General features: G+C 34.4%; 26 protein-coding genes and 2 tRNA genes. 11 read left to right on the top strand and 17 right to left on the bottom strand.

Annotation, left to right across the window (positions count from 1 at the left end; translation table 11 throughout):
* Positions 1 to 27: 27 nt before the first annotated feature.
* Both MQX03_RS17990 and MQX03_RS17985 read right to left on the bottom strand, forming a co-directional pair.
* Positions 28 to 1,137, bottom strand: a complete 1,110-nt coding sequence (locus MQX03_RS17990) for a 5-(carboxyamino)imidazole ribonucleotide synthase (RefSeq protein ID WP_242804674.1) — start codon at positions 1,135 to 1,137, stop codon at positions 28 to 30.
* Between the two features lie 30 nt (positions 1,138 to 1,167).
* The gene (locus tag MQX03_RS17985; protein WP_242804672.1) at positions 1,168 to 1,719 is read right to left on the bottom strand and encodes a DUF1543 domain-containing protein; all 552 of its coding nucleotides are present in this window, start codon (positions 1,717 to 1,719) and stop codon (positions 1,168 to 1,170) included.
* Positions 1,720 to 1,806: 87 nt separating this feature from the next.
* Between MQX03_RS17985 and MQX03_RS17980 the strand changes: the two genes are divergently transcribed.
* Positions 1,807 to 2,637, top strand: coding sequence for a sulfite exporter TauE/SafE family protein (locus tag MQX03_RS17980; protein WP_076450442.1), 831 nt, complete (start codon positions 1,807 to 1,809; stop codon positions 2,635 to 2,637).
* Entirely contained in the window at positions 2,634 to 3,017 is a 384-nt protein-coding gene (locus MQX03_RS17975) for a DUF1634 domain-containing protein (RefSeq protein ID WP_242804670.1), read from the top strand. The genes MQX03_RS17980 and MQX03_RS17975 overlap by 4 nt, the downstream gene beginning before the upstream one ends.
* A 35-nt stretch (positions 3,018 to 3,052) precedes the next feature.
* Here MQX03_RS17975 and gloA2 read toward each other — a convergent pair whose 3' ends face one another.
* The 5 genes from gloA2 to MQX03_RS17950 all read right to left on the bottom strand — a co-directional run bounded on the left by gloA2 (position 3,053) and on the right by MQX03_RS17950 (position 6,376).
* Positions 3,053 to 3,430 carry an SMU1112c/YaeR family gloxylase I-like metalloprotein gene (gloA2, locus tag MQX03_RS17970; RefSeq protein WP_242804668.1) on the bottom strand — a complete coding sequence of 126 codons (378 nt, stop codon included), beginning with the start codon at positions 3,428 to 3,430 and terminating at the stop codon, positions 3,053 to 3,055.
* An 8-nt stretch (positions 3,431 to 3,438) separates the two neighbouring features.
* On the bottom strand, positions 3,439 to 3,876 hold the full coding sequence (locus MQX03_RS17965; protein ID WP_242804666.1) for a nuclear transport factor 2 family protein: 438 nt from the start codon (positions 3,874 to 3,876) through the stop codon (positions 3,439 to 3,441).
* A 271-nt stretch (positions 3,877 to 4,147) separates the two neighbouring features.
* Positions 4,148 to 4,726 carry an NAD(P)H-dependent oxidoreductase gene (locus tag MQX03_RS17960; RefSeq protein ID WP_242804664.1) on the bottom strand — a complete coding sequence of 193 codons (579 nt, stop codon included), beginning with the start codon at positions 4,724 to 4,726 and terminating at the stop codon, positions 4,148 to 4,150.
* Positions 4,723 to 5,751, bottom strand: a complete 1,029-nt coding sequence (locus MQX03_RS17955; protein ID WP_242804662.1) for a saccharopine dehydrogenase family protein — start codon at positions 5,749 to 5,751, stop codon at positions 4,723 to 4,725. Before MQX03_RS17955 ends, MQX03_RS17960 begins: the two co-directional genes overlap by 4 nt.
* A gap of 58 nt (positions 5,752 to 5,809) precedes the next feature.
* Positions 5,810 to 6,376 carry a Crp/Fnr family transcriptional regulator gene (locus tag MQX03_RS17950; protein WP_242804660.1) on the bottom strand — a complete coding sequence of 189 codons (567 nt, stop codon included), beginning with the start codon at positions 6,374 to 6,376 and terminating at the stop codon, positions 5,810 to 5,812.
* A 424-nt stretch (positions 6,377 to 6,800) separates the two neighbouring features.
* Here MQX03_RS17950 and MQX03_RS17945 point away from each other — a divergent pair, with 424 nt between their 5' ends.
* On the top strand, positions 6,801 to 7,883 hold the full coding sequence (locus tag MQX03_RS17945; protein WP_242804658.1) for an endonuclease/exonuclease/phosphatase family protein: 1,083 nt from the start codon (positions 6,801 to 6,803) through the stop codon (positions 7,881 to 7,883).
* Between the two features lie 156 nt (positions 7,884 to 8,039).
* Here MQX03_RS17945 and MQX03_RS17940 read toward each other — a convergent pair whose 3' ends face one another.
* From MQX03_RS17940 to MQX03_RS17905, 8 genes are all read right to left on the bottom strand, one after another.
* Positions 8,040 to 9,095: a diphosphomevalonate/mevalonate 3,5-bisphosphate decarboxylase family protein gene (locus MQX03_RS17940; RefSeq protein ID WP_242804896.1), complete on the bottom strand. Its 1,056-nt coding sequence runs from the start codon at positions 9,093 to 9,095 to the stop codon at positions 8,040 to 8,042.
* On the bottom strand, positions 9,095 to 9,805 hold the full coding sequence (locus MQX03_RS17935) for a hypothetical protein (protein ID WP_242804656.1): 711 nt from the start codon (positions 9,803 to 9,805) through the stop codon (positions 9,095 to 9,097). Before MQX03_RS17935 ends, MQX03_RS17940 begins: the two co-directional genes overlap by 1 nt.
* A 36-nt stretch (positions 9,806 to 9,841) precedes the next feature.
* On the bottom strand, positions 9,842 to 11,602 hold the full coding sequence (locus tag MQX03_RS17930; RefSeq protein WP_242804654.1) for an AMP-dependent synthetase/ligase: 1,761 nt from the start codon (positions 11,600 to 11,602) through the stop codon (positions 9,842 to 9,844).
* Positions 11,602 to 12,618 carry an NAD-dependent epimerase/dehydratase family protein gene (locus MQX03_RS17925; protein ID WP_242804652.1) on the bottom strand — a complete coding sequence of 339 codons (1,017 nt, stop codon included), beginning with the start codon at positions 12,616 to 12,618 and terminating at the stop codon, positions 11,602 to 11,604. The genes MQX03_RS17930 and MQX03_RS17925 overlap by 1 nt, the downstream gene beginning before the upstream one ends.
* 218 nt (positions 12,619 to 12,836) lie before the next feature.
* On the bottom strand, positions 12,837 to 13,625 hold the full coding sequence (locus tag MQX03_RS17920) for an alpha/beta fold hydrolase (RefSeq protein WP_242804650.1): 789 nt from the start codon (positions 13,623 to 13,625) through the stop codon (positions 12,837 to 12,839).
* A 91-nt stretch (positions 13,626 to 13,716) separates the two neighbouring features.
* Entirely contained in the window at positions 13,717 to 14,436 is a 720-nt protein-coding gene (locus MQX03_RS17915; RefSeq protein ID WP_242804648.1) for a pyridoxine 5'-phosphate synthase, read from the bottom strand.
* Positions 14,433 to 15,353, bottom strand: coding sequence for a hypothetical protein (locus tag MQX03_RS17910; protein ID WP_242804646.1), 921 nt, complete (start codon positions 15,351 to 15,353; stop codon positions 14,433 to 14,435). The genes MQX03_RS17915 and MQX03_RS17910 overlap by 4 nt, the downstream gene beginning before the upstream one ends.
* 75 nt (positions 15,354 to 15,428) lie before the next feature.
* The gene (locus MQX03_RS17905; protein ID WP_242804893.1) at positions 15,429 to 16,691 is read right to left on the bottom strand and encodes a mechanosensitive ion channel family protein; all 1,263 of its coding nucleotides are present in this window, start codon (positions 16,689 to 16,691) and stop codon (positions 15,429 to 15,431) included.
* 164 nt (positions 16,692 to 16,855) lie between these two features.
* Here MQX03_RS17905 and MQX03_RS17900 point away from each other — a divergent pair, with 164 nt between their 5' ends.
* The 3 genes from MQX03_RS17900 (at position 16,856) to MQX03_RS17890 (ending at position 19,095) form a co-directional block, all read left to right on the top strand.
* Positions 16,856 to 18,028 carry a carboxypeptidase regulatory-like domain-containing protein gene (locus tag MQX03_RS17900; protein ID WP_242804644.1) on the top strand — a complete coding sequence of 391 codons (1,173 nt, stop codon included), beginning with the start codon at positions 16,856 to 16,858 and terminating at the stop codon, positions 18,026 to 18,028.
* A gap of 74 nt (positions 18,029 to 18,102) precedes the next feature.
* The gene (locus MQX03_RS17895; protein ID WP_129536354.1) at positions 18,103 to 18,597 is read left to right on the top strand and encodes a DUF456 domain-containing protein; all 495 of its coding nucleotides are present in this window, start codon (positions 18,103 to 18,105) and stop codon (positions 18,595 to 18,597) included.
* A 6-nt stretch (positions 18,598 to 18,603) separates the two neighbouring features.
* Positions 18,604 to 19,095, top strand: a complete 492-nt coding sequence (locus MQX03_RS17890; protein WP_242804642.1) for a hypothetical protein — start codon at positions 18,604 to 18,606, stop codon at positions 19,093 to 19,095.
* On the opposite strand, the gene MQX03_RS17885 is transcribed toward MQX03_RS17890, so the two are convergent.
* Positions 19,082 to 19,723, bottom strand: a complete 642-nt coding sequence (locus MQX03_RS17885) for a uracil-DNA glycosylase (protein ID WP_242804640.1) — start codon at positions 19,721 to 19,723, stop codon at positions 19,082 to 19,084. The two genes, MQX03_RS17890 and MQX03_RS17885, sit on opposite strands and share 14 nt — an antisense overlap.
* A gap of 54 nt (positions 19,724 to 19,777) precedes the next feature.
* Complete coding sequence (locus tag MQX03_RS17880; RefSeq protein WP_242804638.1) at positions 19,778 to 20,290, bottom strand: GNAT family N-acetyltransferase; 513 nt, start codon at positions 20,288 to 20,290, stop codon at positions 19,778 to 19,780.
* A gap of 230 nt (positions 20,291 to 20,520) precedes the next feature.
* On the opposite strand from MQX03_RS17880, the gene MQX03_RS17875 reads away from it, so the two are divergent.
* The 5 genes from MQX03_RS17875 (at position 20,521) to MQX03_RS17855 (ending at position 23,941) form a co-directional block, all read left to right on the top strand.
* Entirely contained in the window at positions 20,521 to 22,668 is a 2,148-nt protein-coding gene (locus MQX03_RS17875; protein WP_242804636.1) for an endonuclease MutS2, read from the top strand.
* 68 nt (positions 22,669 to 22,736) lie between these two features.
* The gene (locus tag MQX03_RS17870) at positions 22,737 to 23,162 is read left to right on the top strand and encodes a YcxB family protein (RefSeq protein ID WP_242804634.1); all 426 of its coding nucleotides are present in this window, start codon (positions 22,737 to 22,739) and stop codon (positions 23,160 to 23,162) included.
* 185 nt (positions 23,163 to 23,347) lie between these two features.
* Positions 23,348 to 23,422 (top strand) — tRNA-Pro (locus tag MQX03_RS17865).
* Positions 23,423 to 23,561: 139 nt separating this feature from the next.
* Positions 23,562 to 23,635: transfer RNA gene (locus MQX03_RS17860), tRNA-Arg, on the top strand.
* Positions 23,636 to 23,686: 51 nt separating this feature from the next.
* On the top strand, positions 23,687 to 23,941 hold the full coding sequence (locus MQX03_RS17855; protein ID WP_129536348.1) for a GIY-YIG nuclease family protein: 255 nt from the start codon (positions 23,687 to 23,689) through the stop codon (positions 23,939 to 23,941).
* The last annotated feature ends 22 nt before the right edge of the window (positions 23,942 to 23,963 follow it).

Here is a 23,963-nt window from a genome sequence, read left to right as displayed (position 1 = left end):
AGTCTTTCTCAATATATCTTAAAAATCTCAAGCAATCACTCTTACCATCGCTTTCACTTCCACCAATTTCTCCATCAGCTCTTCTCTGGAATCTGCCAGAACATTGATGTGTCCCATTTTTCTGCCGGGTTTGGTTTCCGTTTTTCCGTAAAGGTGAATGTATGTTTCAGGAAGCTTTAAAACCTCTTCCATTCCTTCATAAATTACTTTCCCGGAAAATCCTTCTGCGCCTACCAAATTCAGCATTCCGCTGTAAATAATGGCATCGGTATCAGCTAAAGGTAAGTTTTTCACTACGCGATACATTTGTTCGAACTGCGAATTGGCATTCCCTTCCTGACTTTGATGACCAGAATTGTGAAGTCTCGGAGCCGTTTCATTCACCCAAACTTTTCCTTCTTTATCTAAAAATAATTCAATAGCAAACAATCCCGGAGAATTGACAGCCTTCAAAAATTTCTCTGTAATTGAATCAATCTGATTTTCAACCTCTTCACTTAAAAAAACCGGACAAATATTAAAATCAAGCAAGTTTAATTTAGGATCGGCAACCATTTCTGTTACAGGGAACGTTTTCGTCTCTCCATTTTCATTGATGGCAACAATCACAGAAAGCTCTTTATCAATATCTACCAGATTTTCCAGAACTGAATCTTCAGTCCATAAATTTCTCAAATCTTCAGAAGAACGGATAATCTGTACACCTTTTCCGTCGTACCCGCCGGTATTGAGTTTCTGTACAAATGGGAAAGCGATCTTTATTTCGTCTGAACTTCCGTCCATAATTTCAAAATCCGGACTTGGAATATTATGTTCTTTATAGAATTCTTTCTGGAGAATTTTTTGCTGAATGGTTTTAATAATCTGAGCATTCGGAACCACTTTTACCCCTTGATTTTCAAGTTCTGCCAAAGCATCTGCGTTGACGTGTTCAATTTCAATCGTAACAACATCTTTATCTTTTCCGAAATCTAAAACCGTCTCATAATCATTAAAACTTCCTTGTGTAAAATATGAAATATTGTGACAAGGCGCATCTGAAGCCGGATCTAAAGTGTAAAATTCATCATCATACTTCAGCGCTTCCTGAATGAGCATTCTTCCGAGCTGTCCGCCTCCTAAAATTCCTATTTTCATTTTTTAATTTAATTTTTATTAGATTTAAATTTATTGAATCTTGTCAATTTTCAAATACCCCAATCCCATTGGATTTTCCTGATTTTCTTCCGCAGATTTAATTAAAACAATCGAATACTTTTCTTTCATTTTTTCCGGAAGAATATCATTCACGTTAAAAACATCATCAATATCAACCCCATGCTTATCATCGATATGACTGACTGCTCCTTCAAAACCCATCGTTTTATAAAACTCCGTTTGCTTGGCTTTTTTCACAATCTCAGCCATTGAATTTCCGACCATTAAATGCTGCTCATGAAACTCTTCAAAATGTCCTTTTTTATATCCGCCTAAGTTGATAAAATACAGTTGATTTTCTGAAACTTCTTCTCCTTTTTCTACAATCTTCACTTTAAAACCATCAGCAAACTTCACTTCCTGATAACAATCTAGATGAATTTTCCCTTCAGCCTCTTTCCAGAAATCTTTTATATCAGGAACCAAATCCTTGAGGCTTTCAGCGATACCAAAAAAAACATCATGTTGTTCTATATTTCTGCCTTTTGGAGTTGCTCCGAGAATCATATAAAATAACTTCATTTTGAATTTTATTTTTGCAAAAATACGGCAAAAAATAATCTTGGATGAATGTTTGCCTGAAAACCGCAATAGTTTTATATTTGTAGCATGTCGGAGATTATTATTCTTTTTCTTGGCGCTATCTCAGCAGGTCTTTTGGGTTCACTTACCGGTTTAGGAGGAGGTGTTATCATCATCCCTTTACTGACGCTGGGTTTTGGCGTGCCGATGCATTATGCAATCGGAGCTTCACTGATTTCGGTAATCGGAACTTCTTCCGGAGCTGCCGTAGCTTTTGTAAAAGAGGGCTTTACCAATATGAGAATCGGGATGTTTCTGGAGATTGCCACAACTGCCGGTGCCATCGTTGGTGCTTTGGTTTCCGGAATGCTGAATCCTAATACGATCGGAATTATCTTCGCAAGTATACTTTTGCTTACCGTTATCTTAAATCTTAAAGGAAAGCCTGATCATCAGGAACCCCGAATTAAAGGGTCTTTAGAAGATAAATTAAAACTCTATGGAACTTTTCCCGACAAAGGAATTCTAAAAAGTTATTCAGCAAGAAATACCGTTCCTGGTTTTTTTATGATGATGTTTGCGGGCGCAATGTCCGGACTTTTAGGAATTGGTTCTGGCGCTTTGAAAGTTTTGGCAATGGATAATATGATGAGGTTACCGTTCAAGGTTTCTACCACGACAAGTAACTTTATGATTGGCGTAACTGCCGTTGCAAGTTCACTGATTTATTTCCAGAGAGGTGAAATTATCCCTGTAATTGTTGCTCCTGTTTTGGTAGGCGTTGTCGTTGGAAGTTTCATCGGATCTAAAACTTTAATGGTTTCAAAAACTAAGAAGCTCAAGACATTTTTTGCCATCGTGATTACGATTCTTTCAGTGTATATGATGTATAACGGAATTAGAAGCAACTTCTCATGAGAAAGCATTTCACTGACGTAGACTTGAACCGTTCTGTTGGAAATCTCCTTCGTTTGGGCGTTATTTTATCGGTTATTACTTCATTGATTGGTTTTGTTAAACTTTTCATGGAAGGTTTTAAAATGCCCCGAAAATACAAGCTTCTCGACATGGGAACATCTTCAGAAAAAGTCTGGAGCCATTTCTGGGAAACCCTTTGCAAAGGAGAAGGTATGGCCATCATTCAATTAGGAATTCTGATGTTGATTTTCACGCCTTTGATGAGAATTATTTTTGCTTTAATCGGTTATCTGAAAGAAAAAGATTACACTTACGTTATTATTTCTTCAATTGTTTTGGCGATTATGGCGGTGAGTTTCTTTACGGGTTATGCTCACTGATTATCACTGATGATTGATAAAATATTTTCTTAAATTTAATTTTCATAAAATTCTAATGGAAGCTGATCTGGATCCTGAGTAAAGAAAAATTCTTTTCCGGTGAATTCATCAATTCGGATTTCTTCACAATTTAAACCTTTTTGAATTAATTCTTCACGCTTTTCCTTCACATTTTCAACCGAGAAAGCCAAATGTCTTAAGCCGCAAGATTCAGGTCTTGAAGGTCGTTGTGGTGGATTGGGGAATGAAAATAATTCAATAACATAATGTTCTCCGATGGCCAAATCAAGCTTGTAAGATTGCCTTTCCTCACGATACACTTCACGGATAATATTTAAACCTAAAATTTCGGTATAAAACTTTTTTGAAACTTTGTAATCTGAGCAGATAATGGCAATATGATGAATTTTCATTTTTAAAATTATTTATTACAGTTTGTTCTTCGTGTATCGATTAAATATTGAATTTTCCAGACATCATTTTGTTTGATCAACTGAAAACTATTGGCTCCACAGTGGGAAAATTTTCCTTTGAAATAAAATTCATAAGGCGTAAAAACACTCGCCAGACTCCCATCAATGTGAATAGCTTCAAATCTAATCTTCTCGTCAGCATCATTCTTTGATAGCTTAGATATTGAATTTACAAAATCTTCAACTTTATCCGTTTTTACAGTATTATTTTTTGTAATAGTTTGCAGAATTGCATCGTCTGCAAAAACAGATTTTATCATTATAGTATCAGTATTTTTCATTCCTGTAAAAAGCTTTTCTACGCTTTCTTTTACTGCATCTTTGTCTGTTTTTTGGGCGAAACAAAACGAACTTAGAAATAATAGAACGATAAAAATTTTCCTCATGATTTAGTTTTAAATTTTAGAGCCTTTTTAAAAATTAAATGTAAAAATTCGTACAGAATATTTTCATTAAAGAAAATAAATATAGCAAATTGATTGTCAGTATTTTGTCTTATTATCTTTCATAACTTTTTGGTGACATTAATTAAGTTAAATGAAAAATTATTCTACAACATTTCTGACAATCAATGGCAATTTATAAAAAAGTCTTTACAAATCGACAGCAGAAAACTAAAATTTGGAAACAATACAGTAAATAAAACAGCAATTCAAATTATTTCAGTTTCATTCCGGATATTCTCACTTTATCCATCCACTTTCTGCGTTGTTTTTCGTCTGAAGTTTTAATAATTCCGATAATGGTCACTTTTACAGGCTTCACGCCGCAAAATTCTAATATTGATTTCTTGAGCTGGTTAATACTCGGACGACCAAAAAACATTCGGTAATACCATCCCGGTTGATCCATTGTTGTTATAATATGTGCTGTTTTCCCTGCAAGCAACTTATCCCACCAAACAGAGTTCTCCCGGTATTTGAAAGCCAATCCGGGAAGAAAAAGCCTATCTATAAACCCTTTCATTATAGCCGGAAAACCACCCCACCAAACAGGATGCACCCACACGAGGTGGTCAGCCCAAAGAATTTTTTCCCAGGCTTCAAGTAGATCAGGTTCAAGATCTGTTCTTTTCTGATAGCCATATTTTAAATTCGGATCAAACTGAAGATCTGCAATAATAATCTGTTGAACCTTTGCGCCCGCTTTTTCTGCACCTTCTCTATAGGCATTCATAATGCCAAAATTGAAAGATTCACGGTTGGGGTGACCGTTGATGATCAGTATATTTTTCATATTCTTGTTTCAATAGTTATACCTTCATATTCAGCCAATGACTGATAAAGTTTTTTAGGATCATGAAGTTGATGGGCAAAATATATTTTGTTTTTAAAATCGCCATGAAGTAGCATTTCAGCATGCAAAACAGCCGCAAGCGCCGTAAGCTCAGCCTGTCCTTTTTTGCTTTGAAGACTTAGTTTTTTTTCTCCCTGATCATCTTTGATTACAATTTCAAATACAGACTGGTCTCCATTTCCACTCGAACCGAAAATGACCCGACGTGCCTTTAATGATAAAATACTGAAAATCCTTAATTTTTGGAATGTTCCCAAAAGCCAGGTGATGAATTTTGAATCATAGGTCATTTTAACATTGACTGTAGGTATTTTTTCAATCTTATTTAAAATGTAAAGATCCGGAACATCAAAGTTATAAGCCTGCCGCTTTCCGATTCCGAAAGAAAACTTAAAATCTTCAGAATTAAGAAAATGTCTTACAGATATCTGCCGGTTATTCTGATAGCTGATAAATGGTCTGGCTACATTCTCAGCCATAAAGTGAGCGGAACTTTCTCCTGCCAGATCCTTTACAGAATAGTATATATACAATTTTACTTCCCGGATGTTTTCGGGATTATGAGATAGAATATTCATAAGTCCGCCGACGAGCCCTCCCATCCATCCTGAACTGAATACGATTCTGCTGTTGATATTTTGAGTAGTTTTTGCTATAGCCAGAGCTTTTACAAGATCAGGTGTCGGTTTTGTAATGTCAATGTAATCAATACTGTTATCAATAGCAAACCTAAGAATATGATCGTCTTTATCATTGACGGCAAGAATGATAAGATCAATATTTCTGTCTACGACAACCTTGAAAGTTTCAGGCTTATTGACATCAATCATTACATCATATTTGGTAGTCCCTTCTTTCCGGCTGCCGATATATATAATATACTCTTGATTTCTGGAGCTCAGAATCCTGTGTATCGTTTTTCCAACTATTCCTTTTCCTCCGACAATTAAAATATTTGAACCCATACTGTTTTATTTTTTTACAAAACTACAGGAACACACATTCCGGACACAGGACAAATGTCTAAAAAGAAATGTCTTTTCTGAGACGGCTTAAATGCCGTTGGGTAATTCCCAGATATGTAGCCAGATACTGAAGCGGAATCTGTTGAATGAAATTCGGCTGATTTTTCAGAAGCTTCTCATATCTTTGTGAGGCATTATTTCTCTGAAGCTGAAAATACCGTTCTTCCAGTTCCATATATTCCTGTTCCGCAATTATTTTCAGAAAAAGAATCCATCTTGGATTTTCGTGGAAAAGAGCTTCCACTTTATCTTTATTGAGTACAAAAATATCTGCATCTGCAATTGCCTGTATAGTTTCTTTGCTGGGTTTTCCTGAAATAAACGAAGAATAGGAAGCCACAAACTCATTGGGAAACCTGAAACAGTAGGTTATATCTTTGCCTTCCGCAGTTGTATAAAAGGTGCGGAATATTCCGTTCTGAACAAAGGCGATTTCTTTACAGCTGTCATTTTCCTGTACAAAATATTCATTTTTCAAGAGTTTTCGGGTCTCAATCAGTTGGGCAAAATTTTCAATTTCTTTGTCTGAAAATATTTTAAAACTTTGAATGTAACTGAGAATCATAGTCCACTAAGTTTATTGGAATTATTAGTCAAATATAAAGCTTTGTCGGCTCCTTTAAGTTGAAAATGATCATGATATTACTCACCATTAATAGAATTTAATTCATATGAAAACTCGTGGCGCATGATAAAAAAGGTTATTCCCAATATGAAAAACAAAAATAATTAATTCATTACCAATACATTACACTCATAAAATTCCGTTTCAAGCATATTTCAAAGCTTGATATTTCCACAGAAAGTATTCATAACATCAACTTATACAGGATACGAAGCATCAAATGAATAATATTAAAATATCTCTAATTCTATAATGCACTAAGGGTAATATATGATTCAACTCAGCTTTGTTAACAAATTTTAAATACAGACTGGCACGAAATTACCTGAAAATAACTTACTTTTATTTGTTTATTTTAAGAAATATGTGGGAAACTTACCTTGTTTTAAGTGCTTTATTACTGATTTTAACTGTGTTGCCAAAAATTCCAAGTCCGCATTGGATTTTTCGCTTTCCCGATTTTGGTAAAATTCAAATCACTTATTTTACCATTGTTACTTTTGCTTTGGGATTCATCATCGAAAAAACCGAATATTTCTGGTACATACAGGGGTTGTTACTGGTCATGATTATTTATCACGGCTTTACGTTGATTAAATACACTAAGTTTTACAAGATAAAAAGGCATCAACAAACAAAAAACTCATCTAAAAAGCACCATTTTATTTCTGCAAATGTTTATCAATTCAATAAAGATTATCATAAATTTATTGACCTTATAAAAAAACATCAACCTGATGTCTTTTTAACGATGGAAAGCAACGGAGATTGGGAGAATGCTTTAAAGGTTTTGGAAAAAGATTATCCTTACCAGCATAAAGTAACGCTTGAGAATACCTACGGAATGCATTTTTATTCTAAGCTTAAAGTGGATGATGCAAAAACTCATTATTTTGTAGCTGATGATATCCCAAGCATTGAAGCACATTTGAAAACTGAAGACGGTTTTGAATTTGTCTTTTTTGGTGTACATCCGCCACCTCCAAGTCCGACCGAAGAAGAAACCTCAAAAGAAAGAGACGCTGATCTTTTGAGTGTTGCAAAACGTGTGAAAGACTTCACAAAGCCCGTGATAGTAGTTGGAGATTTTAATAATGTAGCTTGGTCAAAATCATCTATCCTTTTCAGAAAAACAAGTCACTTAATTGACCCGAGAGAGGGTCATGCTTTTGTATCTACATTTCACGCAAAATCACGTTTATTGAGATTTCCGATTGATCTGATGTTCCACAGTGAAGATATTTTCATTAAAGATTTAAAAACTTTGGAAAATTTCGGCTCAGATCATCTTCCAGTGTATTGTGAATTCTTCATTGACCATCACAATGACGACCAGGAAGAGCGTGTAGAACAGGCAGATTCTGAAGAAATCGCCGAAGCCGAGGAAATTATTGAGGAAGGGAAAAAAGAGGACGGAGAACGTGATGCAGTGGTGACTGAGGATTGATTTCTTTTACTCTTTTTTAATTCCCCTCCTTTGGAGGGGTGGCTAAAATTCGATAAAATTTTTGACGGGGTGGTTTGTTATACGTTTTGGCTAAAGCCATAATATTCACTACATAAAAAAGCGGACTAAAGTCCGCTCTTATTGATATTATTTCTATTAAAACTTCATCACATCCTTCACCACGCCATTTTTCTGAGTGTGCTGCAGCAATTCAGCCTCAATAAAAGTTTTTATCTTTTCTTCTGAGCCATCATTTGGAAATAAAAGATGAACATTTGCTCCGGCATCTAAGGTAAAAAATAATGGCAATTCTGTTTCCCTCCTGAAATCCCAGATTTTATTGATGACTTCTAAAGTTCCGGTTTTCATCAAAATAAAAGCAGGATCGCTTATCATCATCATTGCGTGAAGCGTTAAAGCTTCGTGCTCAACCAATTTAATGAAAGCATTCATGTCACCATTTTTCAGAATTTCTTTCATCGGAATGAAGTTTTCTCTTGCTTCCTGAAACCTTCTTTCTGCGTAAGGATTGGTATTCATCAAACCGTGACCGACGGTCGAGGAAACACTTTTTACACCTTCATGAATCAGTAAAACCCAATCATTAAAATCTTTAAAAACTGGATGAATTTCATCGTCAGAATATTTAACAGCAAACAAATCTGAACTTCCCTCAACCACATCACTTTCACCCCAAACAACCAATCCGTTGTAGAGGCTTCTGCATGCGCTTCCGCTTCCTAATCTGGCTAAAAACGATGCTTTCCGTAGAGATTCTTCGTCAGAATTTTTTCCTGAAAAAACTTCATCTAATTTCATCAGACATTTGGCAATTGCCCCAAAACCTGAAGCCGAACTCGCAATTCCCGAGCTGTGAGGAAATGTATTTTCCGTATTGATGATGTATTTTCCTTTTAAAATCCAGGGAAGATATTTCTCGATATTTTTAAAATATTTTTCGATTTTCTCAGCAAATTTCACTTCTTCATTTCCCAACAAAAAAGTCTGAACTGAAAAAGATTCATCAGCCAGAAATTCTATTGTGGTATTTGTTTTACAATGATTTAAAGTATAGCTGATGCTGGGATTTGCAGGAACCTGATCTTTGTATTTCCCCCAATATTTGATTAAGGCAATATTTGACGGGCAGCTTTCTGAAACTGTTGTAGATTGTATATCAAAATTTTCTTTTCCTAAAAAGTTTTCCATAATTATTTTTCGTGCTTTTTAATATATTGATTCAGTGAAAATTGAACATGCCATATTCCTATAAAAAATGTCCAAACTGAATTGATATCTATTCCTTTGAATTTTTCCATAATCTGTTTTCGGAGAGAAAAAATACAAACTAAGAAACATATAGAATAACCAACTTGCCCCACCCAATACAAAATCATTAAAACAACCTTATTTGCGCTAGAAGAAGGGCTAAATACATCAATTAAACCTACATGAATACACGAAAGGAAAAATATTAACAGAATAATCCATACATTAAGTTTTGCATTAAATTTAATATCTTTTTTAATAAACCAATATGGAACAAAAAGTCCAAAACTTAAAATAGAATATACAATGAGAAGAAAAATATTTTCTCTTTTTATTTCATTTTTAAGAATCTCAAATTTCAGCAAATAAACGATTATACCATAGAAAATAAGCTTATAACCAAAACCTCCAATCAAACTGATTAGAGAATACCATTTCATAATTTCTGATGAAGCATTATAATCCGCTGCTAAACGTTTATTTACATAATATTGTAATATATGGCTTAAAATAGTAAAAACAAGCCCTATCAATAAATAAGAATTCACTTTATCTTTTGAAATTTTATCCGAAAAATAAAGATAAAAAATAATAACGATAAGACTTAGAACAGGAAAATAGGTTAATAAATCCGGAATAATTTTTTCCATCATAAAATTTTAATTTAAATGAAAATTAATATCAATAATCTAATACATTTTTTCAATAATCTCAGCATATTTTTTCAAAACTACTGCTCTTTTTACTTTCAACGTCGGGGTGATTTCTCCGCTGCTGATTTCAAATTCAGAAGGCATTAAAGTAAACTTTTTCACCTTTTCATAATCTGAAAGTTCGTGCTGCAATTCTTTTATTTTATCCTTATATAGATCATTTACTTCTTTCTTTTGTACCAATTCTTCACGATTACTGAACGAAAAATTATTTTTCTTCGCATAATCTTCTAAAAATTCAAAATTCGGAACAATCAATGCTGAAACAAACTGTCGTCCTTCGGCAATCAAAACAATCTGACTGATAAAATTATTATTCGTCAGAATATTTTCAATCTGCTGTGGTGCAATATATTTTCCGTTGGAAGTCTTCATTAAATCTTTGATACGGTCTGTGATGAAGAGATTTCCGTTTTCATCAAACTTTCCGGCATCACCGGTTTTGAACCAACCGTCTTGTGTGAAAACTTTTTCCGTCTCTTCAGGTTTTTGGTAATAGCCTTTCATTACGCCATTTCCTTTTGCCTGAATTTCGTCATTTTCACCAATTCTAATTTCAACGCCGGGTAAAGGTTTTCCGCAACTTCCATGCTCAAAATGAGTAAATGGAAACGCTGTCAAAGTCGCAGTAGTTTCGGTAAGACCATAACCAACAGTGATATGTAGTCCCATTGCTTCAAACAATTGGGTCACATCAGGTGAAACAGAAGCACCACCGCAAGGCATAAACCAAAGTCTTCCACCCATTTTTTGTTTCACTTTATTGAAAACTAAAGCATTCGCCACTGAATGTTTTAGCATCAATCCAAAAGAAACTGGTTTTTCTACTCTTTTCAATTCTGCGGTTTGCTTTCCTACTTCAATAGCCCAGTCGAAGATTTTTAATTTAAATGATGAACCTTCTTTGGCTTTTTCTAAAACTCCTGCATACACTTTTTGGAAAAACCTTGGTACAGCGCACATCATCGTAGGTTTTACCTCGACCAATGCCTGGGCAATATCTTTCGGATCTTCAAGAAAATACACTCTTGCACCCCCATATAGACACAATAAACTCCAGCATCTTTCGAAAACGTGAGTCAACGGTAAAAACGCTAATGAGAGTTCTTCTTCGAAATTTTTAAATTTAAAAAACTCAAAATGTGCATCAAAAGATTTAATGAAATTCCCGTGGGTCAGCATGACACCTTTTGGCGTTCCGGTAGTTCCTGAGGTATAAATAATCGTCGCAAGGTCATCAAATTCCTTTTTGATAATCTCTAATTTTGGGGAAGATTTAGCAATAAAATCTTCAAGATAGAAAGTGTTTTCTTTTTTTACCCAAACTGCTTTTTTAGATACAATAATGGTTTGAAGGCTGTTTTCATTTTGAACAATTTCAAAAGACGCATCGTACTGCTTCTGATTTCCGACTAAAATAATTTTTGCCTGAGAATCTTTGATGATATATTCTGCCTGTTCAGCGTTGTTGGTAGAATAAATAGGAACCGTAATCGCTCCGATTGACATTGCTGCCAGATCAAAAATAAACCATTCTGCAGAGTTGTCTGCGTAGATGGCTACTTTGTCGTTTTCTTCTACTCCGTTGCTTTTTAAAGCGTTTGCGGTTTTATAAATAATTTCGCTGAATTTTTTCCAGCTCAATTCTTTCCATCCTTCTTTTTTTTTAAAACCAACAGCTGATTTATACGGATGTTTTTCAGCATTTTTACTGATAATTGCCTCTGCAAGATTCATTATAATTTGTTCAGCTTTTTGTCATTAATATAATTATTGAGATGGAAATCTACACTTTCCTGCACCGGAATAAATTCAAAATTTAAACCTTCTTTCACTTTTTGGTTTGAAATGATACTTGTAGAAGTTACCGATTCGATATTGGTTTTGGTTGCCATTTTCAGTTGAGGAATCAACCAGCCAAAAAAGGCATTGAGCCATCTTCCGGTATTAAGAATTCCTTTTGAAAGAATGCTCGCATCTTTCAAACCTAATTTTCTTCTGATTTGGTTTCCGATTTCTGCATATTTTTTGCTTTCGGAAATGATAATAAATCGTTCTCCGAATTGATCTTTCTCCATCAAATCAACTGCAATTTTTGCGACATCACGCACATCAACATACGCTGAGTTTCCTGAAAATGTAAAACTATTTTTTTCAAAAGTCGGAAAAATATCACCACTGCTTTTACCCCAATTTCCGGTTCCGACAATCATTCCGGGATTGATGATGATGGTATTCAAACCTTCTGCAGAAGCTCTCCAAACTTCCATTTCAGAAAGATGTTTTGTAATTGCATAAGCAGAATGTTCAATTTTAGGATTAAAATCTGATTCTTCATCTAATTCTCCTTTTTCATTAAAACTGTCTAAAACGGCAATCGAACTTACATGAAGAAATTTCTGAACACTTGAGCCTTCGCAGGCAAACAAAAGGTTTTCTGTACCTTTTATGTTGGTATGATACATTTCTTTCTCATCTTTCGGATGAAAACTCACTTTTGCAGCACAATGATAAACTTCGGTAACTCCGTTCAAAGCGTTTTGTAGAGAATGGATATCGTCAAAATCAACATTCACCCATTCAATTTCATTAAAAAAAATTTCCGAATGTTCAGTATAAAACTTGTAAGAATGTCTTACTTCGTCAATATCACTTGCAGGCCTTTTTGCAGCACGAACGTTTTTACCTCTTTTCAAAAGTTCCAAAACGATGATTCTGCCTAAAATTCCTGTTGCTCCTGTTACAAAAACCATGAATTTATTTCCTGCTTGATTAGTGAATTACAAATTCCTGCAAATTTGCAAATTTTATGTGGTTATTTGATTGAATTTGTATGAGATGATTAATTAATTTTAACGCAAGTTCGCAAAGATTTTTTAACTACTAACTGTTTTTAAGATTTGCAAAGGCGTTCCACTTAGCAAAGAACACAAAGTTTTAATTTCACTCAGATGTTCATTTAAATTATAGATTAATTTAATGCTAAAAAATTTCTTACCACTTCACTGAATTCCACCGGATTATCAGCCTGCACCCAATGTGCTGCATTTTTCACAGTTACAATCTGAGCTTTCGGAAATTGCTGCTTGATTGTGAATGCGTCCTGCGGTAAAATATAGTTTGACTTTTCACCTGCAATAAATAATGTTTCGCCTTCAAAAACGCCAAATTTAATAGCATTTGAAACAAACTGATTGTATTTTTCGGAAAGCGTTTTCAGATTAAACCTCCAATTAAGCTTTTTGGTATCTCCTGTTTCTTCCCAATATAGATTTTTAGTTAAAAACTGAATCGTAGACTTCTCGGGAATATACTGAGTGAGAACTGCTTCCACCTCGTTTCTTGATTTCACCGTTTCGAAATCAACAGTTTCAAGAGCTTTTATAATCCCCTGATGATGTGGCGGATATGCTTTTGGCGCAATATCTACTACGATTAATTTTTCAACTTTTTCAGGATAATTCAATGCAAACTGCATCACAGCTTTTCCGCCTAAAGAATGTCCTAAAACGTGAGCTTTCTCGATTCCGAAATGATTCATATAATTGGCAATATCGTTTGCCAAATCATCATGAGACATTTCTTCAGAATGAAAGCTTCTTCCGTGATTTCGTAAATCAATTAAATGAACCGGCAAAAATTCACCCAATTCTTTTCCGAAACTTCCCCAATTATCAAGCATTCCAAATAAACCGTGAAATACTAAAAGCGGTGTTGACGAAAGATTTTCGCCAAATATTTTTGAGTGTAAAATTTCCATAATTATTCTGAGATTTTAGAAACTAGAAGTTAGAGATTAGTATTTCAAACTGTTTTACTAATTTCTAATATCTAACTTCTAGTTTCTATTGTTACCATTTTGCCAATCTTTTCAAATACGCCTGAACTGTGTTTTCCATTCCCATGTACAAGGCTTCAGAAACTAAAGCATGACCGATGGAAACTTCCAATAAATTCGGGATATGGTCTGCGAAATATTTTAAATTTTCTAAGCTTAAATCGTGCCCCGCATTGATTCCCAAACCAAATTCATTGGCAACAACTGCTGTATCGTAATAAGGTTTGATTGCCTGTTCTTTGTTTTTTAAATAATCTTTAGCATAAGCCTCGGTGTACAGTTCAATTCTGTCTGCTCCGGTTTTTGCTGCATATTCTACCAACTCAGGTGTTGGGTCAAGGAAAACAGAAGTTCTGATTCCTGCATTTTTAAATTCTGCGATGATTTCCTTTAAAAAATCGAAATGTTTTTTGGTATCCCAACCTGCATTTGAAGTGATAGCGTCGTCAGCATCCGGAACCAACGTCACTTGTTCAGGTTTCACCTCCAAAACCATATCAATAAAATCTCTATGCGGATTTCCTTCAATATTAAACTCTGTCGTCACTAAAGGTTTCAGATCATAGACATCTTTTCTTGTAATATGTCTCTCGTCTGGTCGTGGATGAATGGTAATTCCGTGGGCACCAAATTCCTGAATTTTTATTGCAGCTTCTGTTACGCTTGGTGTTTCTCCGCCTCTTGCGTTTCTGATGGTTGCAATTTTATTAATGTTTACGCTTAGTTTAGTCATTTACTAATAAGTTTTTGAAATATAGTTTTGATGGATAAAACATTGAGTGGAAATTCTGCGAGGACGTGTATCATACTTAGAATAAACAAAACCATCAATCCTGTTTGATAATTATAAAGGTACAAAGCTATAGATAAAATCCAGATTCCTAAAACAAGAATCATTTTTTTAAGTTCTAAAGTTTTTGCCCATCCTATTACTGACGTTTTAGAAAACCAGTTTAAATAATGATAAGTATAAGCAAAGGCGATGAAAATCTGAGCTTTAAAGATTATTACTGTGTTAGCTTCTTTATTGTCACCAAATATGAGTGCAAGCCAATCATTTATTATTTTAAAACCTGTTGAATTATATATTTTTTGTGAACTAAAATTAGATTTAATCAAATTTTCTAAAGGAAAAAAATAAATAAGTAATGGGACTGAAATAAGCATTAAAATACCCATCAATGCAAATCTGTTTGGAAATTTCATATACCCTACAATCATGAAAAAGAAAGTAAAAACATAGACATGTATAATTGTTGGTAAAAACAAACCTAACATGATGATTAAAACAGGTTTTACAAAATATAAAATACCCAAAAGCAAAATAAATCCTACTATAAATATTCTGGCTCGATTTGAATTCACCAATAAAATAAAACTAAAGCAAAGGGCAAAAAATGACGACAAAATCACGCCCACCAAAATTTCTGTTTTCTGAATAAAAAAGATATAATAATTTAAAAACAAAAGCACTGTAATCAAGGTAGAAAGAATGACAAACATCAAAGTTTTCGTTTTGGGAATGAAGAAATCTTTCTTATTAAGCCACTGCAATTCTGTAAGATAATGCAAAGGTCCAAGTACGGCATAAGAAAATAAAAAAGTCTCAAACGGCAAAAAGCAAGCCGCAATGATTGATAACACAAGCATTATACAGTTTACTATTTCGACTTTATTCTGAGTGACCATATTTATTTAAAACAACTTCAAATCTCAATTTAGAATTTATTTCGGTAGACCTATCTGCATAATCTGCAAATCAAATTCTTTGGAAGCAACCAAAAGATGGTCAAAAATATCTGCCTGAATCTGCTCAAATTTTTCCCATTTAGAATCGTTTGCAAAACAGTACACCTCCATAGGAAGTCCTTGCGTAGTAATTTCAAGCTGACGAACCATGATCGGGCTCTCTTTATCAATTTCAGGATCGTTTTCAAGATATTTCTGAGCGTAATATCTAAAAACACCAATATTCGTCAACTGTCTTCCGTTGATAATTTTATCTCGGTGCTCTATTTTTTCTTTTTCTAGATTAATTTCTGAAGTTTTTTCATTCAAATAATCCTCAATCAAATTAATATCTTTTAATTTTTCAATTTCTTCATTATTCAAAAATTTAAATGAATTGATATTAAAAAATATAGATTTTTTGATTCTTCTCGTGTTAGATTCCGACATTACCTGAAGATTTTTAATCTCTGTCGTCAATAAATCGTAAGTAGGAATTGATGAAATCGTTTTATCAAAATTCGTGATTTTCGTCGTCAGCAAATTGATTTCCAAAATATTTCCTTCGATGCTGTATTTTGGAATTCCGATCCAGTCGCCTACTTTCAGACTACGTGATGTTGCTACGTGAAGACCTGTGACAAAACCTAAAATAGTATCTCTGAAAACCAAAACCAAAACTGCGGTGATTGCTCCCAAACTTCCTAAAACAGTAGCACCTTTAATACCAAATACAGTACAAATTCCTATAACCGTCAGAATAAAAATACCAAAAATCTTCACCGATTCGGAAATAGCGTTAAGAGCCATTATTTTATAAAAATCTTGTTTTATTACAAAATAATTCCTGAATGTATTTAATACTCTAAACAACATTCCTGCGATTACAAAGATAATTGCCAGATTGACAATGATTTCCAACAAATTAAAACTTTTAGGATGTCTGTAAAACACAGAAAAAAGAGCCGAACCCGCAAAACTCAAAGCTGTTAAATGAGCAATAGAGTTTGTAATTCTTGATTGATAAATTGATTTAAAAACCGGGTATTTCTCTTTATCAAAAAACTTTTTGAATATCAAATTGACGATAAGCTTGAAAACAAAATCCAGCATATAAATAAGCCCAGCCAAAAACACAAACTTAAGTAAAATTTGAATTGTAAGAACAAGGTCTGAATACACATTATCCTTTACAAAATAATGTATTTGGTCACTTATGTTCTGCAAAAAATCTTTTGTATCTTTTAACTCGTCTTTCATTATCGCAAATTTAATAAAATTAGAATCAGCAAAACCTTTACCATAACAGATTTTCATAATTATTTTGAAAATTGATTGCAAATTCAATAAATTAAACTTAAAAATAAAACACATTTAACAATAAATTCATTAATTTAGTAGTCCAAACCACAAAACTAATTATTATGAGAAAACTTAACTTTTTTTTAATTTTTATCATTCTACTATCTCTGGGAGCATGCCGCTCCGAATCTGAAACTCCCGCTGAGATTACAGAAACTGTATTGAAAACCGGAAAACTATCCGGGAAGGTCATGTCTCAAAACGGAAGCAAACCTATTGGAGGTGCATCAGTTTTTACTTTTGACGATAAATATAAAATTTACTACACGACGTCTGACGCAGATGGAAATTTCACTTTAGAAGCTCCGGCGGGAGATCACACGATTCACATTCAAACCGGTGATGGTAGTAATTTCCGTACACAGATTTCCGCAACTGTGAAAAATAATGAAACCGTGAATCTGAACGCAAGCCAGACCAAACTGAATCAGGTTGCAAAAATTGCTTATGTAAAAGGTTCTTATGATAAAATAGAAGATATTATTCAGACGTTAGGATACACCGCTACAGAAATTACAAATACTGATCTTGCCAACATCAATAGCATTGCTCAGTACGATATTATTTTCCTGAATTGCGGATCTAGAAACCACACTGTTAATCAGTCACTTTTTCCAGCAATTGATGCCAACTTAGCTACATTTGTTGCAAACGGTGGCAGTATCTACGCATCAGATTGGGATGTTGCATATTTAGTGGGAGGAACCAATAATACTACAAGTTGTGCACCAGCAGGAGGATTTGTTCCGGATGCAAAATTATGCTCTACAAACACAGGATCTTCAGGTATCGTTCCGGCAACAGTAAGCAATGCAGGATTAGCGACAGCTTTAGGATTTAACACTCTTAATATTGATTTTGATTTGGGGGCATGGCAAAGAATCATCAACTATGATCCGGCTTATTGGGAAGTTTTGGTGAAGACTCCGGCAAACGAGGCCTTAATGATCAGAACAAATCATTTTGCTACGACAGGAATTCCAACTACACCTATCGGAAATGCTCCAAATACAGCATTCACCACCGTATGTATTACCCTTCCCGGAAACATTCAGATCAGTCTTTCTGTTCCTACAGTAACAGTTCCTTTTTTAGTAGCTTTAGGAGCAACAGTGGGACCTTGTTCTGGCTCTGCAAACAGTGGATATATTTACTATACAAGTTTCCATAATCATGCTACAGGAAATATCGGAAATGCAGGTGTAATTTTACAGTATGTCATTCTTAATCTCTAAAAAATCGGCTTGAAAATTGATACAAAGAAAAAGTGACTTTAAGCAGTCACTTTTTTTTATTAAAAACTAATTTTATGGATCATGCTTTAATCTCAATTATCAGTATTATTTTACTCGTTTTGGGAATACTCGGAACTTTCTTACCCGTTTTACCGGGACTTGTTCTAAGTCTTGCCGGGTTATTAATTTATAAATACGGTACAGATTCTGACATGTCGATGATCTACATTTGGGCATTTGTGGTTCTTACGCTGGCTTCGGCAGTTTTAAATTATGTAATTCCTGCAAAAACGAATAGAAAATACGGAGGAACACGCTGGGGAAGTATAGGCTCGATTATCGGAACAATTGTCGGAATTTTCATCCCGATTCCTTTAGGATTTTTAGTGGGGATGTTTGCCGGAGTTTTTATCGGAGAATTATTACACGACAGCAAAGACATGAACAAAGCTTTGCAATCTACAAAAGGTGCTTTCATTGGTTTCATCTACGGAACAGGTTTTAGCATGGTGGTCGGGTTGGCAATGTTATTTGTTGTAGTTTTGGATATGACAACTGATTTAATTTAAAAAACTATGTTTTACAAAATTATACTATCAAGTTTTGCTTTCTTATTTTTAGCAAACTGCAATGCACAAAAAGACACAAAAAATCCTGAAAAATTGACGATGAAAGAATCTAAAAACCAGAAGATTGAAGGAAAAGTCATTTATTTCAATGAAGGAGAAAATAAATTTCTGAGCGAATACCAAATGAATGTTACCTTTAAAAATATTTCTGAAGACAGCCGCTGTCCGGAAGGTGTGACTTGTGTCTGGCAGGGAGCAGCCGTCGCAAATATAGAATTTATGGGAACTTACACAAGACCCGCGACGATTCCTTTAGCAACTACAGAAAATGCAGGACGAAACTATCATCAGTCGACCATTTTTAACGGATACAAGATTTCATTAGTTGAAGTAAATCCTACTCCGACAGCTGAAGCCGGAGCAAAAACTCTGGGTGGAAAATACAGAATCGGAATTATCATCAATAAAGAAGGCGGAAATTCTTCTACCAACCGATAGGTTTCTTGCCTTTTGAAACTAAATATTCATTAATTTTTGAGAAAGGCTTGCTTCCGAAAAACCCTTTAAAAACCGAAAATGGTGACGGATGCGCCGATTTTAAAATAAAATGCTTAGCCGGATCAATGAGTTCGGCTTTTTTTTGTGCAAAAGCGCCCCACAAAACGAAAACCACATTTTCTTTCTTATCTGAAATTTCTTTGATGATATAATTGGTGAACGTTTCCCAACCTAAATCTTTGTGAGAATTTGGCGAATGCGCACGAACGGTTAACGTTGCATTAAGCATCAAAACACCCTGTTTCCCCCAATCGTCTAATTCTTTTGAAGTTCTTTCGATTCCCAAATCACTTTTTAATTCGATAAAAATATTTTTAAGAGACGGCGGCGCAATCACCTGTTCGGAAACCGAAAAACACAAACCATTTGCCTGAAAGTCATTATGATAAGGATCTTGCCCGATAATCACAACTTCAATATCATCAAAAGGAGTAATTTCCAACGCTCTGAAAATCTGATTTTTTGGTGGAAAAACTTTTGTGGTTACGTATTCTTGCTTTACCTTTTCCCAAAGATTGGTAAAGTAAGGTGTGTTTTTTATCGGGGCTAGAATTTCGGTCCAGGTCATGGTGTTAATTTGAAAATTTGAGAATGAGTTAATTTGATAATTTATAATTACAATTTAAATACCATTATTTTTTTTGCTAAAAACCAAATTCTCCGGAAAACCTTCATCAGTTCTCCCCTCTTGCAAAACAAAATCATGTTTTACTAAAAGACCTTTTGAATTTTCATTAAACTTATTGGTAAAAGCTAAAATATCCAGCAAATTTAATTCATTAAAACCATAATTTAAAACTGCTGACAAAGCTTCAGACATGATTCCTTTTCGGTGATGACCAGGCAATAATTCGTAACCAACTTCTGCTTCTGTTCGATCATCTGAAAACTTCCAGAGACAAATGGTTCCGATAAGGTTTTGTTGATTTTTATAAGAGATTCCCCAATTCAAAGATTCATTATTCTGAACTCTTTTTTTGATGGTTAGAATATAATCCAGCGCATCATAATTTGTTTTTGGCGGAATTCTTCTCACAAACTGATTGACAACTTCATTGCTTCGAATCTTTAAAATGTCTTCGACGTGACTTTCGTCAATGGGTTTTAAAATTAATCTTTCGGTTTCTAGTTTCATATTTCAAATGTAATAAAACCATTTCGAAATTAATTTAAATTGAAACATTAAGGTAATTTAAAAGATAAGATTGATTAAGCAAAAATCAAATAGATTTTTTTTAAGCAAGCAGCTTAAAGCGAAGCTCAGCTTAAGAACTCTTACTTCTTAACAAAGACTTAATGGTAAAAAATCAAATTCATTTTCAAATTTCCAAATTATCTCATTTTCAAATTAATTATCTTTGCACTGTGTATATAAATAAAGCAGATTTAAACGAATTAGAGTTTCCGCAATTGCTCGCGGAAATTGCACCTTTTGCCTATTCTCCGAAAACGAGAGAAAAAATTCTTGAGCTTCGTCCGATGAAAATTGACGAGGCAGAAATTTCATTGAAAAAAACTTCAGAATATCAATCGAGTTTTGAGAGTTCAAATGCAATTCCATTTGATGAATACGAAGATATTGAAAGCGAGCTAAAGCTGATGCTGATTGAGAATTACCGTCTTGAAAACGTCGCTTTCATCAAAATAAAAACCCTTACCGAACAAATAGGAAAACTACAAAAGTTTTTCCCGACGATGCCGGATACTTTTCCAAATCTGATGCAGGACGCCTCTGCTTTGGAATTTAAAAAAGAAATCATCGATAAAGTTGACAAGGTTTTCAACCGTTTTGGAGAAGTAAAAAGCGAAGCTTCCCCGATCCTGAAAACATTGAGAGCTGAAATTCAGGTGGCTAAAAAAGCCATTCAGGAGAATTTCAACAGAGTTTTATTCAATTACAGTCAGAGTGATTTTCTGGATGACATCCGTGAAAGTATAATTGAAGACCAAAGAGTTTTAGCGGTAAAATCGGCGTATAAAAAAAGAGTTCCGGGAAGAGTTTTAGGACTTTCAAAAACAGGTTCTATTACTTTTATTCAACCGGATAGTGTGGTGAAGCATTATTTTAAACTTCGTGAAGATCAGGAAGAAGAAAAGAAAGAAATTGATAAAATCCTGAGACAGCTTACGGCAGAATTAGCAGTTTTCCAACCACAGCTTTGGAGATATCAGGTGTATATTTTTGATTTAGACTTAACGAGAGCTAAAGCTAAATTTGGTGAAATGGTGAACGGAGTTTTACCTAAAATTAACCGTCATAAAACTTTAAAGTTAAGAGATGCCTTTCATCCGTTGTTATGGTTGAGAAATAAGGCTGAAAATAAAACAATTTTCCCGCAAACATTAAGTTTAACGGAGCATAACAGAATCATCTGTATTTCCGGACCGAATGCGGGCGGAAAATCGATTACTCTGAAAACGGTCGGATTACTTCAGTTGATGATTCAGAGCGGAATTTTAGTTCCTGTACATCCAAAATCTGAAATGTTTTTCTTTGAAAAAATCATGACCGATATTGGAGACAACCAGTCGATCGAAAACCATCTTTCGACGTACTCTTCAAGATTAAAGAAAATGGGCGGAATCATCCGTGAATCTAACCCTGACACCCTTTTACTCATTGACGAATTCGGAACCGGTTCTGACCCGGAATTAGGTGGTGCTTTGGCTGAAAGTTTCCTTGAGTTTTTCTATGACAAAAAGAGTTTTGCAATTATAACAACGCATTATACCAACATCAAACTGGTGATTGAAGGACTTCCGAATGCGGAAAATGCGGCAATGCTTTTTGATGAAGAAACATTGGAACCGATGTACAAACTGGAAGTCGGACAAGCCGGAAGTTCATTCACCTTTGAAGTTGCTGAAAAGAATAAAATCCCAAGATTTATCATTCATTCTGCGAAGAAAAAAGTGGAACATGACATTGTTAATTTAGATAAAACTATCGTCAAGCTTCAGCAGGAAAAATTTGAGGTTGAAAAACTGAAAACCGACCTTGCTGAAAGAAAAGGTTCTGTAGAAGATAAGCGTGATAACCTTCAGAAACTGAACGAACAGCTTCAGCAGAAGCTCTTCAACTTCCAGAAATTGTATGAAGATGAGCACAGAAAACTGCAGTTTGGAAATAAAATTGAAGGTTTTATCGACAGTTACATTAAGGGGAAATCCCGAAAAGATGTTGTGAAAGATTTCGTGAAAATTCTGGAGCAGGAAAAATTTAGAAAAATCGGAGCTGACAAAGACGAAACCAAACGTATGCAAGTTGTTAAAAGAAAAATCACGCAACAGCTGAAAAAAGAAGACGTCATCGAAAAAATAAGCGAAACCAACGATAAAATTGAGGAAAAACGTAAAACTGACCGTGCAGTCTGGATGAAAATCGGGCAGCGTGTAAGAATTACCGGAAGCACAAGCGTGGGGACGATAGAAACGATCTCTAAAAATAAAGTGACGGTAAATTATGGAAGCTTTAAAACTGTGATCAGTGCTGAAGAGTTGGAAAGAATTTAGTCAAGATGATAACGATAAAAACTCTCATAACATTTAAGGATTTTTTGAATTTCAATCTTAAAAATTCATTGTCAAGAATTATTATTTTCTCTCTGATCATTTTTCTGTTTTTTGGTCTGAATTTTTATAATGCTGAAAATGATACAAAGGAAATTTTCAAATCTGCAGCGCTTTGGTTTGTTGCTATCATTGTTTTCATTATTGTGCGTTCCTACTTCCGTCTGAAAAATGCTTTTTATTCTAACAAGAAAATTCAGGAAGAAATCATTTATACTTTTACTGATGAAAAAGTTCAGACGAAGGGAGAAACTTTCGAAGGAGACTTCACCTGGAATACCGTTTTTAAAGTGAAAGAAACCGCAGATTGGTTTTTAATATATCAAAGTAAGCTTACAATGAATATGGTTCCGAAAAAAGACTTTTCCGACAGTCAGATTTCAGAGTTGAGAAACATGATTAAAAATGCGGGAGTGAAAGCAAAATTGCTCAAATAATTAACATCACAACAATAGATAATTCCTGCCTATTTTGTTTTTTTTAATCTTCAATTTAGAGTCTAAAATATGTTCTTCAAAGATATTTTTCAAATTAATCCAATATTAATTTTGACTTATCAAAAAAATTCATATATTTGCACCCACAAAAAACAAGGTAAAACTTGTAGAAGATGACCTTTAATCGGGGCGTAGCGTAGTCCGGTCATCGCGCCTGGTTTGGGACCAGGAGGTCGCAGGTTCGAATCCTGCCGCCCCGACTGTTTTAGTAGTTTTTTTTTAAAATTGCAAAATGGGTGCGTAGCTCAGCTGGATAGAGCATCCCGATTCATCGGGACGGTATCAGGTTCAAAATCTACCGCTCAAAAGTTTTTAGTAATTTTCACAAAATTGCAAAATGGGTGCGTAGCTCAGCTGGATAGAGCATCTGCCTTCTAAGCAGACGGTCTCAGGTTCGAATCCTGACGCGCTCACTAAAAAAGAGAAATCAATATTTGGTTTCTCTTTTTTATTTATATTTACTCATGTGTTTCTGCTATATACTTTACTCTAAATCGATTGATAAATATTATATCGGTCATTCTTGTGAAGATTTGCAGGAACGATTAAGAAAACATCTTGCACATCATAAAGGATTCACTTCAAAAGCAAAAGATTGGATAATTGTCTATTTTGAAACTTTCAAAAATAAATCAGTGGCTTACAAACGAGAGATCGAAATAAAAGCTTGGAAAAGCAAAGCAAAAATTAAAAAATTAATCGAAGGTCAATCCAGATAGAGCATCCCGATTTTTTAATCGG

Source organism: Chryseobacterium aahli, assembly GCF_022699665.1.
Taxonomy (GTDB): Bacteria; Bacteroidota; Bacteroidia; order Flavobacteriales; family Weeksellaceae; genus Chryseobacterium; species Chryseobacterium aahli.
The sequence above is the reverse complement of the archived record's forward strand: the minus strand, read 5'-3'. Positions and strand labels throughout refer to the sequence as shown.

Coding starts and splice junctions, on each gene's coding strand:
- MQX03_RS17990 (WP_242804674.1), bottom strand. CDS start 1,137: ATGAAAATAGGAATTTTAGGAGGCGGACAGCTCGGAAGAATGCTCATT.
- MQX03_RS17985 (WP_242804672.1), bottom strand. CDS start 1,719: ATGAAGTTATTTTATATGATTCTCGGAGCAACTCCAAAAGGCAGAAAT.
- MQX03_RS17980 (WP_076450442.1), top strand. CDS start 1,807: ATGTCGGAGATTATTATTCTTTTTCTTGGCGCTATCTCAGCAGGTCTT.
- MQX03_RS17975 (WP_242804670.1), top strand. CDS start 2,634: ATGAGAAAGCATTTCACTGACGTAGACTTGAACCGTTCTGTTGGAAAT.
- gloA2 (WP_242804668.1), bottom strand. CDS start 3,430: ATGAAAATTCATCATATTGCCATTATCTGCTCAGATTACAAAGTTTCA.
- MQX03_RS17965 (WP_242804666.1), bottom strand. CDS start 3,876: ATGAGGAAAATTTTTATCGTTCTATTATTTCTAAGTTCGTTTTGTTTC.
- MQX03_RS17960 (WP_242804664.1), bottom strand. CDS start 4,726: ATGAAAAATATACTGATCATCAACGGTCACCCCAACCGTGAATCTTTC.
- MQX03_RS17955 (WP_242804662.1), bottom strand. CDS start 5,751: ATGGGTTCAAATATTTTAATTGTCGGAGGAAAAGGAATAGTTGGAAAA.
- MQX03_RS17950 (WP_242804660.1), bottom strand. CDS start 6,376: ATGATTCTCAGTTACATTCAAAGTTTTAAAATATTTTCAGACAAAGAA.
- MQX03_RS17945 (WP_242804658.1), top strand. CDS start 6,801: ATGTGGGAAACTTACCTTGTTTTAAGTGCTTTATTACTGATTTTAACT.
- MQX03_RS17935 (WP_242804656.1), bottom strand. CDS start 9,805: ATGATGGAAAAAATTATTCCGGATTTATTAACCTATTTTCCTGTTCTA.
- MQX03_RS17930 (WP_242804654.1), bottom strand. CDS start 11,602: ATGAATCTTGCAGAGGCAATTATCAGTAAAAATGCTGAAAAACATCCG.
- MQX03_RS17925 (WP_242804652.1), bottom strand. CDS start 12,618: ATGGTTTTTGTAACAGGAGCAACAGGAATTTTAGGCAGAATCATCGTT.
- MQX03_RS17920 (WP_242804650.1), bottom strand. CDS start 13,625: ATGGAAATTTTACACTCAAAAATATTTGGCGAAAATCTTTCGTCAACA.
- MQX03_RS17915 (WP_242804648.1), bottom strand. CDS start 14,436: ATGACTAAACTAAGCGTAAACATTAATAAAATTGCAACCATCAGAAAC.
- MQX03_RS17910 (WP_242804646.1), bottom strand. CDS start 15,353: ATGCTTGTGTTATCAATCATTGCGGCTTGCTTTTTGCCGTTTGAGACT.
- MQX03_RS17905 (WP_242804893.1), bottom strand. CDS start 16,691: ATGAAAGACGAGTTAAAAGATACAAAAGATTTTTTGCAGAACATAAGT.
- MQX03_RS17900 (WP_242804644.1), top strand. CDS start 16,856: ATGAGAAAACTTAACTTTTTTTTAATTTTTATCATTCTACTATCTCTG.
- MQX03_RS17895 (WP_129536354.1), top strand. CDS start 18,103: ATGGATCATGCTTTAATCTCAATTATCAGTATTATTTTACTCGTTTTG.
- MQX03_RS17890 (WP_242804642.1), top strand. CDS start 18,604: ATGTTTTACAAAATTATACTATCAAGTTTTGCTTTCTTATTTTTAGCA.
- MQX03_RS17885 (WP_242804640.1), bottom strand. CDS start 19,723: ATGACCTGGACCGAAATTCTAGCCCCGATAAAAAACACACCTTACTTT.
- MQX03_RS17880 (WP_242804638.1), bottom strand. CDS start 20,290: ATGAAACTAGAAACCGAAAGATTAATTTTAAAACCCATTGACGAAAGT.
- MQX03_RS17855 (WP_129536348.1), top strand. CDS start 23,687: ATGTGTTTCTGCTATATACTTTACTCTAAATCGATTGATAAATATTAT.